Here is a 15971-nt window from a genome sequence, read left to right as displayed (position 1 = left end):
CTGCAAAAGTAGGGTGTTTTCTGGTATCCACAAACTTTATTGGCATATTTTTACCACAAAAAGCCTAACTAGCACATTTACAGCGCTAAAATTTAACATAATATTCTGTAGTGTTTGCTTTCCTGTATAATATGAGCTACGGAAGCACCTTATTATATATAAGTGTAAGAAATCTAGCGTAAGATTTATCAAGTGGTAATATATCCCCAGACTTAATATTCAAACCTTCTTCAGCCTTTACATGAAAGGATTGACATAGTAAATATTTGGAATCACTTCCTGCAACAAACTTTACTGTTGAACCTAAAAACTTCTTTGTTGAGATATCAATCTGCTGCCCTGGGGTAACATTTAGTTTAATAAAACTTTTTGGAGGAAGTGAATAATCTTGATGATTGACTCTAATACCCTGCTTCTTCTCTGATGAAAATAAGTATACGGAAGGGGCAGATTCTTTTATATCTTCTTTCTCTACATAATATAAAGCTAAACGATAATGCTGAGGATTAAATTTGGGGGTAGAACCATCAATGGTCTCAAAAGGTATATATATATATGTATTAGCTCCAACTTCTTTTGCCTTATTATATATATATGTAAAAGCCTCTTGATTCGAAGATAAAATTCCAGTGACTTCAAGTTCACCTAAATACTCATTATGCTCTGGTAAATCCTCGAGTCTTAGTAATTCTTTGGAACTACCTTCATGAACTTTAACAATCTTATTAAAGCTGACTTCTTGTCCCAAGAGCGAACTAAAAGAAACTATACAACCGAAAATGATTACAGCTTTTCTCATTTTTGTAAAAGAATTTGAAGACACTTCTCTAGACTCTCTTCCCAATCTTTAAGCTCAATACGATAATCGGCTTCTATTTTATCCAAAGACATAGTACTTCTGTGCGGCCTCTTCGCCGGAGTGAGATAGTCTTTGGTCTCGATTGGATTAAGTTTGATTTTAGATCCAGACAATTCTGCGATCTTTTGAGCAAATACAAACCAAGTCGTTTCTGGCTGGTTAGAAAAATGATAAATCCCAAACTTTTTATCTTTATGAACAATGATTTTCATGATAGCCTCTGCTAAATCTCCTGCATAAGTTGGTTGTCCAAATTGATCTGCTACAATATTAAGCTCATCACGATCAGAAAATAATCTTAACATGGTCTTCACAAAATTATTATTGAACTCTGAATATAACCAAGATGTTCTAATAATAATAGTATGTGGATTAACTTCCAAAGCAAGTTCCTCTCCCTTTCTCTTAGATTCTCCATAAACATTAATTGGACTAGTCAAGTCATCTTCCGAATATGTCAAATCAGTCTCACCATCAAAAACGTAATCTGTTGAGACATGAATCAATGTCGCTCCCGTCTTAAAACATGCCTTCGCTAAATGAGCAACACCTGTCGCATTCACCTTGAATGCTTTTTCTCTTTCGGTTTCGGCTAAATCAACAGCGGTATAAGCAGAAGCATTAATACAATAGACAGGTTTGACACTTTCAAACCACTCTTCTACTTGAGAGTAATTTGTAATATCAAGATTGTCATAAGTTGTATAAACAAATTCGAATTGGTCTTCAAATTGCGGAGCAATACTTTCAACACATTTACCCAGTTGGCCATTAGCACCAATAATTATAATATTTTGTTTCATTAATTTTGTTTTTTGTTTTCTCTACGTAAAAAATCAACTCTTTCCGAAAATGTCTTCTGCGGAAGTTGAACCCAAAACTTGTTAAAAAGATCTTGAACTTCTTTAGGCTGCGCTTGAGATTGTCTTGTCTTCATGTTAAAATAGATGACACTTATCCAAAGAACAGCGTGAATTGTCTGCTCGTCTTCACTTTTCATTAAGATCTCAACTTTGGCTAACCGCTCCTTGATATCAATCGTTTTACTAGAGATTACCACTTTTGAATTATACCTTACTTCTTTGAGATACGCAATTTCATTCTGAATAGCAATCCAAGTGCAACCAGTCTGTCGAGAATACTCTTCATAGGTAAAACCATAAAATTCTTCTACATGATCTTCCCTTGCATTGAGCATATACTCCAAATACTTCACATTATTAAGGTGACCTATCGGATCACAATCACTAAATCGCACCTTGACTTTGGTAGAAATTTCTTTGTTCATGATACAAAAATAAAAAACCACCTCTAAAAGAGGTGGCTATATTTGAAATATTTTTACTTATTGTAAACCAAGTTCTTTTTTTACCGCAGCTGTAGCATCCGGGCCATTTTTGTAAAGAAACAAATCAGAGTTTGCACTCATTACAAAATCCCAAGAATTAGCTTTTGCAACTTTATCGATTGCTGCTTGGATTTTAGCTTCAATTGGTCCGAAAGCTTCATCTCTTTTCTTAGCTAACTCTTGTTGAGCTGCAACTAATTTCTTCTGAATCTCAGTTTGCTTCTTTTGCAATTCATCTTCCTTAGCTTTTCTTTGCTCTTGCGTCATCTTCGCTCCATCAACAGTCTGATATTTTTCAACTTCTGCTTGGAAAGCATCACCTTCCTTTTTAAGTTCAGCTTCTTTTGCCTTTTGATAAGCTTCTAATTGAGCCTCTGCTTTTTTCATTTCTGGCAAGTTAGTTATGATTGAGGCAACATCTACAGTTGCAAATTTTTGAGCATTTGTAAAACCTCCTGCAATGAACATTACTGCTGCTGCAAATAATACTTTTAAATTTTTCATAATTTTATTTAGATTGTTTATTGATTTTTTTGATTAATAATTAGGTTATAAGTTAAATTCTACAGTTATTTTTTTGATTTCGAAGACTTACCTGTTGTTCCTTTGGTTAGCAAATCTAAAACTTTCTCAGTATAATCATATCTTTTCTGTAAAAAAATAACACTCACATTATTGCTTTTATCTAAGACTATGCCAAGACCGTTTTTTTCAGAAATTGTTTTTATTGCTTCCCAAATTTCATCTTGAAAAGGCTGAACCATATTTGCTCTCAACTGAGCAATCTCTCCATTGGTACCGAATCTCAAACTTAAAGTGGTCTTAATGTTATTCTCCAAATCCAAAACTTCTCTTTCTCTCTGCTTCAACTCATCACCATGAAGTAGAATTCTTTCATTCTCAAAAGCAGATTTCTTCTGTTCAAATTGTGATTGCTGATTAGCAATCTCTGACTCCCAAGTAGCAATCTGAGACTGTAATCTTTCGTTTGCACTTTTATAATCTGGCAACCTTTCCAATATATAGTTGGTGTCAACAACTCCTATCTTCTGCGAAAAGGCACTCAAGCCTATTAGCATAAAAGAGAGAACAAAGAAATTTTTTAGGTTTTTCATGTTTTTACAATGTCTGGTTCATCAAGAAATGTGGTTTCCATCCTGAAGGCTCGGATCCGTAGAGTGTTTTGTCGAAACCGTAAGCAAAGTCAAATCCAATCAAACCAAATGCACCCATATAAACTCTCACACCAAAACCTGCAGACCTCTTCAACTGGAAAGGATTATATGCTCCCCAAGAATTCCAAACATTTCCACCTTCAATAAATGTTAGTCCGAATATTTTTGCAGTTTGGCTCATTGAGATTGGATATCTTAACTCTAACGAAAAACGATTGTAAATAGTACCTCCACCAGTCTGAGTAATATCATCTATTCCTCCTCCGTAAGTGCTTGCATTTTCGTAACCTCTTAAAGGGATCAACTCTCTACCATCATATCTTCCTCCATAAAGTCCAGTACCTCCCATATAAAATCTCTCGAATGGCGGCGCTCCTAATTCTTGGTTATATCCATCCATGAATCCCATTTCCGCAGTTGCTCTCATCACTAGTTTTCCAATAATTTCATTGTATCCATCAAATTTGAATTTAACTTTGAAATATTCCATCCATTTATACTTCTCAGCCAAAGGCATTGAAGAATAATCTTTGTTACTGAATAGTGAATATGGTGGCGTAAACTTCAATGAAGCTTCAATGTTAGACCCTGAAGTTGGGAAAATTGGATCTACTCCAGCTGAATTTCTGCTTAGACCAAGATTAATGTTAAAGTTTTTAGCCGTTCCATTATATACAGTTGTTTCTCCAAACTGAAATGGATAGTTATCAAATTTATAGTTCTGATATTGGATACCAGTATACAGATTGAACCAATCATCTGGCCAAGTCAATCTTCTTGACAAACCAGCATTAGCAGTAAAGATGTTTAATTTTTGATTTGCAGTACCAGTTGCGTAAGATGAATAAGCAGAATCAGAATAGTCATAATTAACTAAAGACTGATTAACTCCTAAAGATAGTGCTGTTGGCTTAGTTCCAAACAACCATGGCTCCACGAATGAAATACCGTAGTTTTGGAAATACTGTCCTGCTTGTGCCTGAATAGAAAGTGTCTGTCCATCTCCCTGCGGAACTGGATTAAATCCCTTCAGTTTCAAGAAATTTCTCAAAGAAAAATTATTAAACGTTAGACCAAGCGTACCAATAAAGGTGTCTCCACCATAACCCGCTTGTAACTGAACTTGCGAAGATCCTTTCTCGACTAAGTTCCAGTGAACATCAACAGTATTATTTACTTGGTTAGGATTAACATCTGGACTAATCTGTTGTGGATCAAAAAACTGCATGCCTCCTAATTCGAAATACGTTCTTTTGATATCGCCTTTTCTAAAAAGGTCTCCCGGTTTAGTTCTTAAAGAACGAAGAATTACGTGGTCATGAGTTGTCGTATTGCCACTCCAAGTCACTTTATCCCAAGTTGCTTTTTCTCCTTCATTAATTCTAACTTCTAGATTAATTGAATCTCCAACCACCGATTTTTCGACTGGAGTTACAGTTGAAAATAAGAAACCATTATTATTATAATTGGACTTAATATCAGAATCATCTTCTTTACCTCCGTCTTCTCCAACTTTCTTATTGAAACCAACTGCATCATAAATATCTCCCTTCTTATATCCTAGAACTCTTTCTAAATAATCAGTAGAGAATGCCGTATTACCTGTAAATGAAATATCACCAATGTAATATTTTTTTCCCTCCTTCAAATCTACGTTAATCTCGTAGTTATTCTTTTTGTTTCTATAAACTGAATCAGAAATGATAGTTGCATCACGATAACCCAATGAGTTGTAATATTCAACTAATTTTACTTTATCCTCTTCATACTTTTCCGGAATGTATTTGGATGATTTCAAAATACCACCAATACCAAACCTCTTTTCTTTAGTTTCCTTGAAGCCTTTCTTTCTCAACTTAGCATCAGTGACCATTTGGTTTCCTTCAAACTCGATGTGGTCAATCTTGATTCTTTTTCCTTTGTCAACATCAATAGTCCAGTCTACTAGATTAGGGTCACTTGAATTGACTTTATCTTTGATACTTACCTTGGCATCCGAAAATCCTTTCTTTTGATAATCTTTAGGGATATCGTTCTTCAGAGAAGAAACCAAATCCTTAGTGATTTTAGTTCCAGGTTTCAAGTTATGATCTTTTACCAATTTTTCTTTTTTGGATTTATTCATTCCTTTACCTGTAAATTCAATCTCTCCTAATTCCTTAAGGTCTTGAAGATAGAATTTCAAAATAACATTTTCTCCTTCGATGCTTTGTACATACACCTCCACTTCTGAGAACTGATCGGTCTCCCAAAGTTTTTTGATACCATTACTAATTTTTTGTCCAGGAATGTCAACGGTCTCGCCTTTGTATAGTCCTGTAAATCTTAGTACCTGCGCTGAAGAGTATCGCTTCACTCCATCGACAACAATGTCCTTCAAAATATAAGTCCCTTTCTGCTCTTGCGTAACTTCAGGTTGGTTATCCTGATTGTTTTGTGGTGTCTCTACCTGAGCAAAAAAATTCGCCGACATGAGCACCATGATTACAAATACAAACTTCAGTTTCATTATGTATATACTACTTTTCTTTATTAATTATTTAATTTGCTCACTTGTTTTACCAAATCTCCTTTCGGAACTTTGATAATCCAGAATGCACTGAAAAAAGATTTCTTTGTTGAAGTCTGGCCATAGCACATCTAAAAACTGCATCTCTGCATACGCTATCTGCCATAGCAAAAAGTTACTTACTCTCACTTCTCCACTCGTCCTGATTAATAAATCCACTGGCGGAAAATCCTTTGTGTACAAATGGTTTTCGAAAACCGCTTCATTAATCTCCTCAATTGCAAGATCTCCACTTTTGACCTCCTCACTAATTTGTTTTACCGCTCTAAGAATCTCCTTTTGCGAACCATAGCTTAATGCTAAAATCAGGTTACCCTTGGTATTATTCTCCGTAAGCTTTATCACATTAAGTAATTGGTCTCTTACCAACGATGGCAATTTCTCCGTTTCTCCTATGACATGTAAACGCAATCCTTTGGTAAATATTTCCTCCGCTTCAAGCAATAAAGTCTCAGAAAGAAGATTCATCAAGGTATCTACTTCGTTGTCTGGACGACTCCAATTCTCTGAAGAAAAGGTATATAACGTGAGGTACGGAATATGGATTTCGTTACAAGCATTAATTGCACTTCGTACTGCATCAATGGCATTGCGATGACCAAAAGTACGTTCTTCACCTTTGGATTTTGCCCATCTTCCGTTTCCATCCATAATGATGGCAACGTGCTTCGGTAAATTATCGGGGTTTATTTTTTCTTTTTTAGAAGACATATTAGTCACAATAACAAGGAGGTCTTCCGAAAGAATATGTTATTCCTAAGGTAACACTATTAATCCAATCATTGGAATTAGGATCGCCAACTCGTCTATTTTTTAGAAATTCGTTTTCTCGTTCTTTTGCTGTACTATAATACACTCCAGTCTGCAATAGTGATGTTCCTGTTGCTGGACTCAAAATATCTGCGTTATATGTCGGTTGCAAATCTTTGTCTGTCAATTCGCTATAATCTAACTGATCAGAGAAGGTGTATCGGAACATCGCTTCTGCTGAAATCGCCCAATTATAGTTAAATTTGTACTTCAAACCTAAACCAAATGGAATATACATTGTTGCTTTTCTTTCTGAATCATAACCTACTGTCGAAAAGAAATCCGTCTCACTAGTAGGCGCAATGGCTACTCCATCACTATCACGATAAAAATCGTGAGCCATAGTAGCTTTAGAAACATCAAATAGCATAGCTCCAATTCCACCAAAAATATAAGGACTTACTAATCCTTTCTTCTGCTCGTTATTAACTGGAAAAAAGTTATATTCGAACATTACATCAGCTTCCCAAACATCATTAGAACCGTACATTTGACGGTTTCTACGATATTGTTCCTTTGCTACTCTATCATCAAACTGAATTTGATTATAACCAACATCAAATCTTAAGGTCTGATAAGGGTTAAAATTCATTCTGTAGATAACACCTGCATAAACTGGTAAACCAAATTCCGACATTGGCTTAATAGGCTTATGAAGCAGATAACTGGTTCTTCCGATATCTCCAACTAGACTGCTACTTCCGAAACGCAAGCCCAACTCATGTCTTTGTGCGTTCATATTCGCAATGGAAACTGCAAAAACAAAGAAGCCAATAATTATCTTTTTACTCATAGGAACATATGGTTTATGGTTAACATATTATTCTGTGCAAATATAAAACATTTTTATATTAGTGGAATTCTTAAAAAGAAGTTAAATATAGACAAAAAAATATAATTTTTGAGAAATTATGCTCAAATTTTGTGAACGTATTAAAAAATTCGAAATTATGATAAAAAAGTATCCCTAATAATTAGGGATACTTTTTTAATTTCGATTAAATATCTTCTGTATTCTGTTTCTGATCTTGATAAGGGTTGGTTCTTCATAGTTTTTGTCTTCATCAAAATATCCATAGCCGTACCCGTAACCATATCCGTAACCATATCCGTAACCATATCCATAACCTCCCTGCTTGTTAGAGAAGTCGTTATATACCAATCCAAGATGTTCTACTTCATTCTTGTGATACTTTTCTGTAATCATTTTCAGCATATACTTTTCTGTATACTCATGTCTAACAACATATACTGTAGCATCTGCATACTTCATTAATTCAAAAGAGTCTGCTACTAGACCAACTGGAGGCGAATCAATGACAATAAAATCAAATTCTTTCTTAAGATCTTCAATAAACTGAATATTCTTATTACTCATCAATAGCTCAGACGGGTTAGGTGGAATTGGTCCAGAAGTAGCTACAAACAAATCCGGAACCTTGGTTGAATTAATAATTTGCTCCATTTCCACTTCTCCAGTAAGATAATTAGAAATTCCATACTTATTATTGATATTGAAATCTCCAAAAATCTTTGGTTTTCTGAGGTCCATACCAAGCAAAATCGTCTTCTTACCGCTTAGCCCAAGAACTGATGCAATATTGATAGAGGTATATGTTTTACCTTCACCACCAACAGAAGATGTTACTAAAATGACTTTACTGTGTCCGTCTTCATTTAGTAAAAATCTAAGATTAGCTCTGACACCTCTAAAGGCCTCAGAAATAGAAGATTTCGGTTGCTCTATTACTGTAAGGTTGTTCTCATAGGTATTGGTTCCGATAACGCCTAACATAGGAATCTTAGTCGCTGAAAGTAGCTCTTTAATATTTCTAATTTTGTTATCCAAAAGTTCAGCCCCTAACAAGAAAAGCAAGGGAATAAGTAAGAGACTCCCTATGATAATTGTTTGCGTCTGCTTTACATTAGGTGCCACTGGACCCTGACCAAGATTCTTAGCGTAATCTATAATGCTAATATCCGAGTTGTTGGTTTCCAATCTAATCTGGGTATCATTCAACTTTGTGAGGAGAGAATTATAGGAAGCTAAAATCATATTATATCCTCTTTCAGCATCAAGATATTTTCTTTCCTTCTCTGGAAATGTTGACAAATCAGAACTGGCATTACTGATCTTAGCATTTATACTATTAAGTTGATTGTAAAACTGAGCGTAGTAATTTTTCAGTGAATTATTAGAATTAACCCTCGCCTCACTTATCAAACGGTTAATCTCCCTCATAGGTTCAGAATTTGCAGTATAAATCGTAGATAATTCGCGACGTCTTGCATACAACGATTTCAAATCTGAAACTGTTGCATTAAACATGCCATCATTAATACCTGCAGCATCTGCACTTATCATCTGATCTAAATTCTGAGAAGAGAGAATCCTCTTAATTGCGTTCAAAGTGTTGACTTGAGTAGCCAACTGAGCCTTTTGTGTTTCTAAATCTTTAATTGTTTGCAAAGAACGGGTATCCAAGTTTTTGATATCATAAAGCCCTTCATTTACTTTTAGAAAATTCATTTCTTGAGCACTTGAATCCAACTTTTTCCTCATTTTACCAAGACTTTCCGCAAGATAATCTTTAGTGTTTTTATCAACAGTATTTCGATCTCTTAAACGCTTCTTTTTTAATTCCTCAATGGAGGTATTGAGAAAACGCACGGTCCCATTAAGATTATATCCTCGCTTAGAAACTATCATCATAGTACCAATCTCCTTATCAAAATCAACTCGAAGGTTATTAACAATTCCTGAAACGGCTGCATTGACAGTAGATAGTTTTACAATAATATTCCCAAACTTAATATCGGCTGGCATAGGATTCTTAACCAATTTGAATTTCAAATTGGGGGTCTCAAACCACTGCCCTATTTTCAATATCCTATTTTGCGGCGCAGTGTAAGGCTTAATTGATTTGTATCCTTCAATACTATAATCATAAAGATTGGTTGAGTGTCCTGCTTCTGGCAATACAATTTCATACTTATCCTCTCCTTTCGGCACCAAAGTTATTGCGTAATCAACTTGTTGCAAATGATCTCTATCAATTTCCAAAAATACCGGAGAATCATCTTTATCTAGATAGGTTTCTTTGATTAATCCTTTGGTAGAATAATTGGTGTATAGGTTAAGCTCATTAACCAAAAATTCATTATGCGTTCTAGATAATAATAGCTTCTTCAAAAAAACACCATCTTGGTTACCACCTTGTCCCCAGATGAAATTAATCGATTGATTAGGAGTAAAATACGAGGAGGTATTATTCGAAATACTCAAAGTAAGACTTGATTCATAGACACGTGTTGCATAATACTTGGCATATACCCAAGCAATTCCGTAGCCAATAGCTCCTAAAATAAGAAACCAATACCAATTCATTAGTAAACGATGCAAGAAATGCTCTGGATCAAAAAAAGCAAATGATCCAACTTTTTCCTTCTGAGGCGCTCCATAGGCCGATTCAGCTTGTACTTTTTCTGGAATCATTTTCTAAAATTTAGTAAAAATTACATAAATGGAAAGTACCGTTGTGAGAATTGTCACACCTGTGGTAAGCGTTGAAAGAGGATCTTTTCCAAATCCATAAAAGCTTTTTGGTCTAGTTTTAAGGTAAATCAAATCACCGTTCTGAAGCCAATAATAAGGAGAATTAGCAATATCTTCACGGGTTAAGTCTAGATTAACACTCTTGGTCCCTTCGGGAAATTTCCTTTCAAGTGTCACATTCTTCCTATCAATACTTCTGTTAAGCCCTCCATTCTGAGCGAGCGCTTCCATAATATTAATATTCTGTTTATAAGCAACCTTTTCACCAGTCATACCGGTGGTCTCAATATCTCCCAAAACATAATAGTGTATTCCGTCCAGGGTTAATCTTACTTCTGATTTTCCTTCTACAAAATTTTCATTAACCCTTGATTGTATCTCTGCAGCAACATCGTCTAAGGTTCTTCCCTCTGCCTTTATATATCCCATTCCAAAAACGTTAATATCTCCTCTTGCATCTACCCTCAAACCTGAAAAATACGGACCAGCACCTTGTTCACCTCCAGACCTACTAGAAACATGAAGCCCATTTTCACTTGCGTTTAAATTAGAGTAAAATTGCGTCGCATCTCCCTTTGGAGTCGTGACAATGTTTAATATCAAGACGTCGTCTTTTCTAATTCGATACTCTGTAGTACTATAGGGCACAAGCCCTTCTTCATTAATCACAAGACTTTCACTTGGCTGTTTATATCTTACCTCTTTTGTTGTGATACACGACTGCAGAAATAAGGAAAAAATGGCAATGATTATCAAAAATTTTTTGTTCATCGATTTATAAATTGTTTTGCAAAAATAATGTTTAATTATGATTTTTTCTAAATTTTGATATCAAGTCGGGCAAATAAGCTCCAACAAAACCCAGAATAATTAAAATCAGTAGAAGGAGATTTAATTCCAAATGTCTTAACCCATAGGCAACTGCAACAATGATTATATAGTAAACATTGATATAAAATGTAGATCTCCTATGAGTTAACCCCAGCTTCAAAAGTTTGTGATGAATATGGTTTTTATCAGCTTCAAAAGGCGATTTTCTATTGACTAAGCGAATAATAATAACATTGAGCGTGTCCACGATTGGTAGTATAAGAATTGCTACTGCAATTACAGGCGCACTCAGAAGATGATACCGCGGTATCATTGGATTATGTTTATCAATAAAAATATCAATAAAACTGACAGCTGTAAAAGCTAAAAGAAAGCCCAAAATCATGGAACCTGTATCCCCCATGAAAATTTTGTTGGTCCGATAATTCGATAAATTATAATACAGAAATGCTAACACAGCGCCAATAATAACAACACAAAATACCACTAATGGAAAGTTATATTCACCAAGTCTATAATAACTTACGGCAAAGAATGAGCTACATAAAACAGAGTAACTCCCAGCTAATCCATCAATACCATCAATTAAATTAAAAGCATTAATTAATATGATAAAAGTAATGACACTGACAAGCACACTGAAAAAATAATTAATCTCATAAACGCCAAACAACCCAAACAAACTTCTAATTCTTACATCTGACCCAAGTACAATCAGTAAAGAAACCAAAATTTGAACAATCAACTTCTTGTATGCGCGCATAACAACAATATCATCCATAACTCCTATATAGAGGAGTATTACTAAGGAGGCAAACAAAAATTTATAAGACTCGAAAAGCTCATAAGCAAAAATGGGAGCACATACTCCTATTGAATAAAAAATAGCAATACCACCAAGATTAGCAATCTTTCTAACATGTGAACTTCTAACCCCCGGCTCATCCATCAAGTTCTTCCTCCTCGAAATCTTGTTAATTGTTGGTATGGAAAAAAAAGTGATAAAAAAAGAAATCACAAAGCCTAAAACGAGCTTCACCCAAAATAACGGTAATCCAGCGGTATCTATAATAAAATCAATATTATTCAAAACTGTTAATTCTTTTTAATAAATTAATTTAAAACATCTTTTCTAGCAGCGCTCTAGGAGCAATAAAAACGCGATAGAAGAAACCCTCAAAGGTAAAAAGACCCGAAAGTTCTACTCTATAAATCAACGAAAAAATTATTATAAAAAAGACAATAACAAGAACATTTTTCGAAGGCGTGTTTTTGCTACTGCTATCAATCATCGTGCCCATTAAAATTATGATCATCATCATATGCACGTAAAGCCACCTTCCCCAATCTAATCCTAAGTAAAATAATGGCAACGAGTATAAGAAAGCTAAGCATAAAAAAAGGCCTATTTTTTTGCGGTTATATTGTTCCTGATACAAATAAAAAGTTAAATGTAAAGCACTCAGTAATAGGCCAGCAAAATATGGTAAAAAATCATTTAACCTATCTCGCAAAACAGCTTTTTCATCAACAGCATCCCAAAAGAAAATCCCTTTAGTGAAAACTACTCCTCTCTCACGAAGAATTTCCAGTGAATGACCTTCATTAATTTCCTTTCCAAAAAGCATGATTGCAATAGACGGAATAAAGACTGCCAAAAAATACTTAGTATAAGAAAAGTAATTTCGATCACCTGTTTTATAATACTTTGCAACAAGAAAATAAGGAATAAAAAAAAGTGTAATTTCATGAAACAATGTTGCAACAAACAAAAGCACGCAAATAATCCTTTCCTTCTTCTCGCTCAACTTACCTTTATCTAAGAGATACACATAATAAGTAAAAATAGCAAATAATAAAAACTCTTTTTTTCCGACGTAATCAACGGAATTAAAAAGGCCTACAAAACCAAGCGCTGAGAAAATTAAGGAAAGGTAAAATACAGAAATATTTTTGCTTCTAACTATTTTGTAGAAAGTGTAGAAGAAAAAAGTTATTACAAAGAACTGAAACAAATACACCAAAACATTTAGTCTAATTCCGGTGAGGTCTTGCAAAAGAAAAAAGAAGCTGCCAGATAATCCTCGTCTCTTGAACCCTCCATCCTGATAGTTAATTAACCAATCACCAAGAATGTACCCTTCAGACTTTAGATTATGAACTAACGTAAAAAAGATGGTATACAAATATGCCAAAATAATCAATGCCTTAACAATGAATTTATTGGACTCTTTTGAAAAAAAACGTTCTATGTTCATCAAAAATCTAAAATAAATCTAAGAGGAAGCCCCATCTGTAAACCAAAAATACATGAAGGAATTCGAATCGAAAAATTGAAAACAATTACTATTACTATAAAAGCTATCTCCTTATTATTAAGCTTACTAAAGGAGATCACATTATTTGCACCATTACTATTTTGCAACAAAAGAAATATCAATATTGAAAGTAAAATAAACAAATCATAGAACCATCTTCCAAAATCAACAGCAATAAGAATCAAAGGTACTATACTAATCATGCATAAAGAAAAAACAATTACAAGCTTTCTCATATCTTGCTTACTAAATTTTCTAATAAACAAGTAAAAACTAACGATCCCTACTTGTATTGCAATACTTATCAAATACAACAAATGACCATTGAAATACCTTCTATAATAATCACTTTTGATAAACTGTTTTTCTTTCCAGGTAAAAATATTCTCTGTCTTCTGAAGCACAATTCCACAATCAGAAATAACTTGTTGTGTATATATTCCTCCAAGTTCCTTCATCCCAAAAACAAAAACAATAATAGTGGGAACAATTAAAGACAGAACAATGAACAAAATCTTCCTTTCATCAACATTTCCAGTACTCCCAATAATATAAAGTCCTAAAAAAAACAAAGTGAAAAATATAGAACTTTCATGAATAAAAACTGATAAGGAAAGCAAAAAATAAAAGAAAATTTCCCTTTTCCCCCTGAACCTATTGCTTGCTAAAATATATGCAAAATAAGCCATCAAAAACCAAAGAATACCATCTTTTCTTGCACCGATCGCACAATCAGAAAAAAATCCCCAAAGACAAAATGGGGTAAATAGTAAAAAATATTCAACAACATTATGCTTTTTCAAAGCCAATAGCTTTACCAAATAGAAAAAAAAGAAAAAGTGGAATAAAAACTGGAAAAAGAATACAGTATATTGAACCTTTACGCCAAAAAACTCATACAGCGCAAAAACTAAAGTACCTAAAAACCCTCTTCGCTTAAATCCACCATCTTGATAGTTAATAAGCCAATCGGCGAAAGGATAACCATTGCAGTTGAGGTAGGAAAAATAAATTTTGAACAGAATTACACCAGAAATAAAAATCATGAAAATGATTTCTAACAAATGCTTTCTTATAACATAATTCTTTACCTCCATAAAACATTCTGATATTTGCTCCAAGTAAACCCTCCTCTCATGGCATTTCCAACCGAAAACAGATACAAAAAGAAAAGAAAATAACCCAAAAACACCAATCGTAACATCCTCTGAGTATTAAAAGAAACAGCATAAACAATACCAGGAATCATAAATGTTCCTCCAAGTGAAAAATATGCGCCTGGTAACCTTGTAGCAAAAATTTCGTTTCCTCTAAAAATATAAAACAAACAATAGCCAAAAAATGTCAAATTTCTAAAATATTCATAGTAATACACTTTCTTCTCTCCGACCTTATCATATATAACCAATAATGTAATAAAAAATATATTTAAAGCATCTGCAAAACTTGTCGTCATGTCATTACCATAGTAGGTGTCATTATTATATCCCGTATATGCATTGGACACGTCTGCGGGAGCCAGACTAGTTATAATACCTCCAAAATAATTATACACTTCAAAAGGCGCTAGCATAATCGAGATAACTAAGAACACTAGCCATTTTTTAGCATCCCAAGGTAAAAGCACCAGCCAGTAAGCGGGTAAAAAAATAATGGCGGACTTATGAAAACCCAACGCAATAAAAATCACCAGCAAAAATTTCCACAATTTTCTCTCGATAACATAATTCATCGCAAGCAAAAGAAACGCGCCCCCTAAGCCTTGTCTCATCTGACCACAATCCGCAATAAAATAAACAGGCATAAAGAGATAAAAATAGCTTAACGCAGGAAAAAGTGAATATTTATGTGTAACCTTATATACAATAACAAAGGAGGTAATTGCCACAAAGAAGGTAACAGCATAAAATGGTAAACCTAGGTCAAAGAATATCTTATTAACCAGTACATAGACCCACTCAATCTCCATTGAATTTCCTGCAAATGTTGCTTTGTTCCAAACATCGGCATATGTTGTGTAGGCCGGAAAGCCCTGCTCATACATGGACTTATAAATAGGGTAATCTGCCCCCACTGAGTATCTCCCTCCAGCCGCTATAATAAGAATAAATCCAATAAACTTAAGCATGTTTCGCGAATCCCTGTCGTCTAAATCTCCCTTCTTAAACAAAAGAAATATTAGAAGAAAAAAAGGAACTAAAAATATGGGGTGAAGTATCGGCATTTATAGATTTTTTTCATTCAGTCCACATTAATGTCTTTTCTTATTAAAAAAATAATGTAAACAATAAATAAAATTGTGGAAAGCAAAGATAACACATAATTTTAATCTAGCACTTTTAAGTTGTATAACTAAAAATTGATTTGCCAAATTTTCACCAAGAGCAATATTTAATTTACACTTTTCTGATAGAAATGAAAGTAATCTTATTCATCAATTTTAAAATTTAAGATATAAAAGAAAATAGAACCAACTTTAAAAAAGCTGGTTCTATAAATAAACTT

At 33.9% G+C, this 15971-nt stretch carries 14 protein-coding genes; all 14 read right to left on the bottom strand.

Going from position 1 to position 15971, the window contains the following annotated elements; genetic code table 11:
• Positions 1–136: 136 nt before the first annotated feature.
• The gene (locus tag AC4AGG_RS11805; RefSeq protein WP_489772208.1) at positions 137–799 is read right to left on the bottom strand and encodes a hypothetical protein; all 663 of its coding nucleotides are present in this window, start codon (positions 797–799) and stop codon (positions 137–139) included.
• Positions 796–1662, bottom strand: coding sequence for a dTDP-4-dehydrorhamnose reductase (rfbD, locus tag AC4AGG_RS11800; RefSeq protein WP_489772207.1), 867 nt, complete (start codon positions 1660–1662; stop codon positions 796–798). The genes AC4AGG_RS11805 and rfbD overlap by 4 nt, the downstream gene beginning before the upstream one ends.
• Positions 1662–2147: an acyl-CoA thioesterase gene (locus tag AC4AGG_RS11795; protein WP_489772206.1), complete on the bottom strand. Its 486-nt coding sequence runs from the start codon at positions 2145–2147 to the stop codon at positions 1662–1664. The genes rfbD and AC4AGG_RS11795 overlap by 1 nt, the downstream gene beginning before the upstream one ends.
• Positions 2148–2204: 57 nt before the next feature.
• Positions 2205–2711 (bottom strand): OmpH/Skp family outer membrane protein, encoded by a 507-nt coding sequence (locus tag AC4AGG_RS11790; protein ID WP_489772205.1) that lies wholly within the window; start codon positions 2709–2711, stop codon positions 2205–2207.
• Between the two features lie 65 nt (positions 2712–2776).
• Positions 2777–3322 (bottom strand): OmpH/Skp family outer membrane protein, encoded by a 546-nt coding sequence (locus AC4AGG_RS11785; RefSeq protein ID WP_489772204.1) that lies wholly within the window; start codon positions 3320–3322, stop codon positions 2777–2779.
• 4 nt (positions 3323–3326) lie between these two features.
• Complete coding sequence (gene bamA / locus AC4AGG_RS11780; RefSeq protein ID WP_489772203.1) at positions 3327–5891, bottom strand: outer membrane protein assembly factor BamA; 2565 nt, start codon at positions 5889–5891, stop codon at positions 3327–3329.
• A gap of 27 nt (positions 5892–5918) precedes the next feature.
• A complete protein-coding gene (uppS, locus tag AC4AGG_RS11775) occupies positions 5919–6662 on the bottom strand; it encodes a polyprenyl diphosphate synthase (protein WP_489772202.1) in 744 nt (247 codons plus the stop codon).
• A 1-nt stretch (position 6663) separates the two neighbouring features.
• Entirely contained in the window at positions 6664–7554 is an 891-nt protein-coding gene (gene porG / locus AC4AGG_RS11770; protein WP_489772201.1) for a type IX secretion system protein PorG, read from the bottom strand.
• Between the two features lie 195 nt (positions 7555–7749).
• On the bottom strand, positions 7750–10257 hold the full coding sequence (locus AC4AGG_RS11765; protein WP_489772200.1) for an exopolysaccharide transport family protein: 2508 nt from the start codon (positions 10255–10257) through the stop codon (positions 7750–7752).
• Between the two features lie 3 nt (positions 10258–10260).
• A complete protein-coding gene (locus AC4AGG_RS11760) occupies positions 10261–11088 on the bottom strand; it encodes a polysaccharide biosynthesis/export family protein (protein ID WP_489772199.1) in 828 nt (275 codons plus the stop codon).
• A gap of 31 nt (positions 11089–11119) precedes the next feature.
• Positions 11120–12238 carry a glycosyltransferase family 4 protein gene (locus tag AC4AGG_RS11755; protein ID WP_489772198.1) on the bottom strand — a complete coding sequence of 373 codons (1119 nt, stop codon included), beginning with the start codon at positions 12236–12238 and terminating at the stop codon, positions 11120–11122.
• A 28-nt stretch (positions 12239–12266) separates the two neighbouring features.
• Entirely contained in the window at positions 12267–13406 is a 1140-nt protein-coding gene (locus AC4AGG_RS11750; protein WP_489772197.1) for a hypothetical protein, read from the bottom strand.
• Complete coding sequence (locus AC4AGG_RS11745; protein ID WP_489772196.1) at positions 13406–14563, bottom strand: hypothetical protein; 1158 nt, start codon at positions 14561–14563, stop codon at positions 13406–13408. The genes AC4AGG_RS11750 and AC4AGG_RS11745 overlap by 1 nt, the downstream gene beginning before the upstream one ends.
• Positions 14554–15594: an EpsG family protein gene (locus AC4AGG_RS11740; protein WP_489772195.1), complete on the bottom strand. Its 1041-nt coding sequence runs from the start codon at positions 15592–15594 to the stop codon at positions 14554–14556. The genes AC4AGG_RS11745 and AC4AGG_RS11740 overlap by 10 nt, the downstream gene beginning before the upstream one ends.
• Between the last annotated feature and the right edge of the window lie 377 nt (positions 15595–15971).

The organism is Chryseobacterium sp. CG10_8 (assembly GCF_058117085.1).
The sequence above is the reverse complement of the archived record's forward strand: the minus strand, read 5'-3'. Positions and strand labels throughout refer to the sequence as shown.

Bases quoted from the DNA above. Each gene is read 5' to 3' on its own strand.
- AC4AGG_RS11805 (WP_489772208.1), bottom strand. From the start codon at position 799: ATGAGAAAAGCTGTAATCATTTTCGGTTGTATAGTTTCTTTTAGTTCG.
- rfbD (WP_489772207.1), bottom strand. From the start codon at position 1,662: ATGAAACAAAATATTATAATTATTGGTGCTAATGGCCAACTGGGTAAA.
- AC4AGG_RS11795 (WP_489772206.1), bottom strand. From the start codon at position 2,147: ATGAACAAAGAAATTTCTACCAAAGTCAAGGTGCGATTTAGTGATTGT.
- AC4AGG_RS11790 (WP_489772205.1), bottom strand. From the start codon at position 2,711: ATGAAAAATTTAAAAGTATTATTTGCAGCAGCAGTAATGTTCATTGCA.
- AC4AGG_RS11785 (WP_489772204.1), bottom strand. From the start codon at position 3,322: ATGAAAAACCTAAAAAATTTCTTTGTTCTCTCTTTTATGCTAATAGGC.
- bamA (WP_489772203.1), bottom strand. From the start codon at position 5,891: ATGAAACTGAAGTTTGTATTTGTAATCATGGTGCTCATGTCGGCGAAT.
- uppS (WP_489772202.1), bottom strand. From the start codon at position 6,662: ATGTCTTCTAAAAAAGAAAAAATAAACCCCGATAATTTACCGAAGCAC.
- porG (WP_489772201.1), bottom strand. From the start codon at position 7,554: ATGAGTAAAAAGATAATTATTGGCTTCTTTGTTTTTGCAGTTTCCATT.
- AC4AGG_RS11765 (WP_489772200.1), bottom strand. From the start codon at position 10,257: ATGATTCCAGAAAAAGTACAAGCTGAATCGGCCTATGGAGCGCCTCAG.
- AC4AGG_RS11760 (WP_489772199.1), bottom strand. From the start codon at position 11,088: ATGAACAAAAAATTTTTGATAATCATTGCCATTTTTTCCTTATTTCTG.
- AC4AGG_RS11750 (WP_489772197.1), bottom strand. From the start codon at position 13,406: ATGAACATAGAACGTTTTTTTTCAAAAGAGTCCAATAAATTCATTGTT.
- AC4AGG_RS11745 (WP_489772196.1), bottom strand. From the start codon at position 14,563: ATGGAGGTAAAGAATTATGTTATAAGAAAGCATTTGTTAGAAATCATT.
- AC4AGG_RS11740 (WP_489772195.1), bottom strand. From the start codon at position 15,594: ATGCTTAAGTTTATTGGATTTATTCTTATTATAGCGGCTGGAGGGAGA.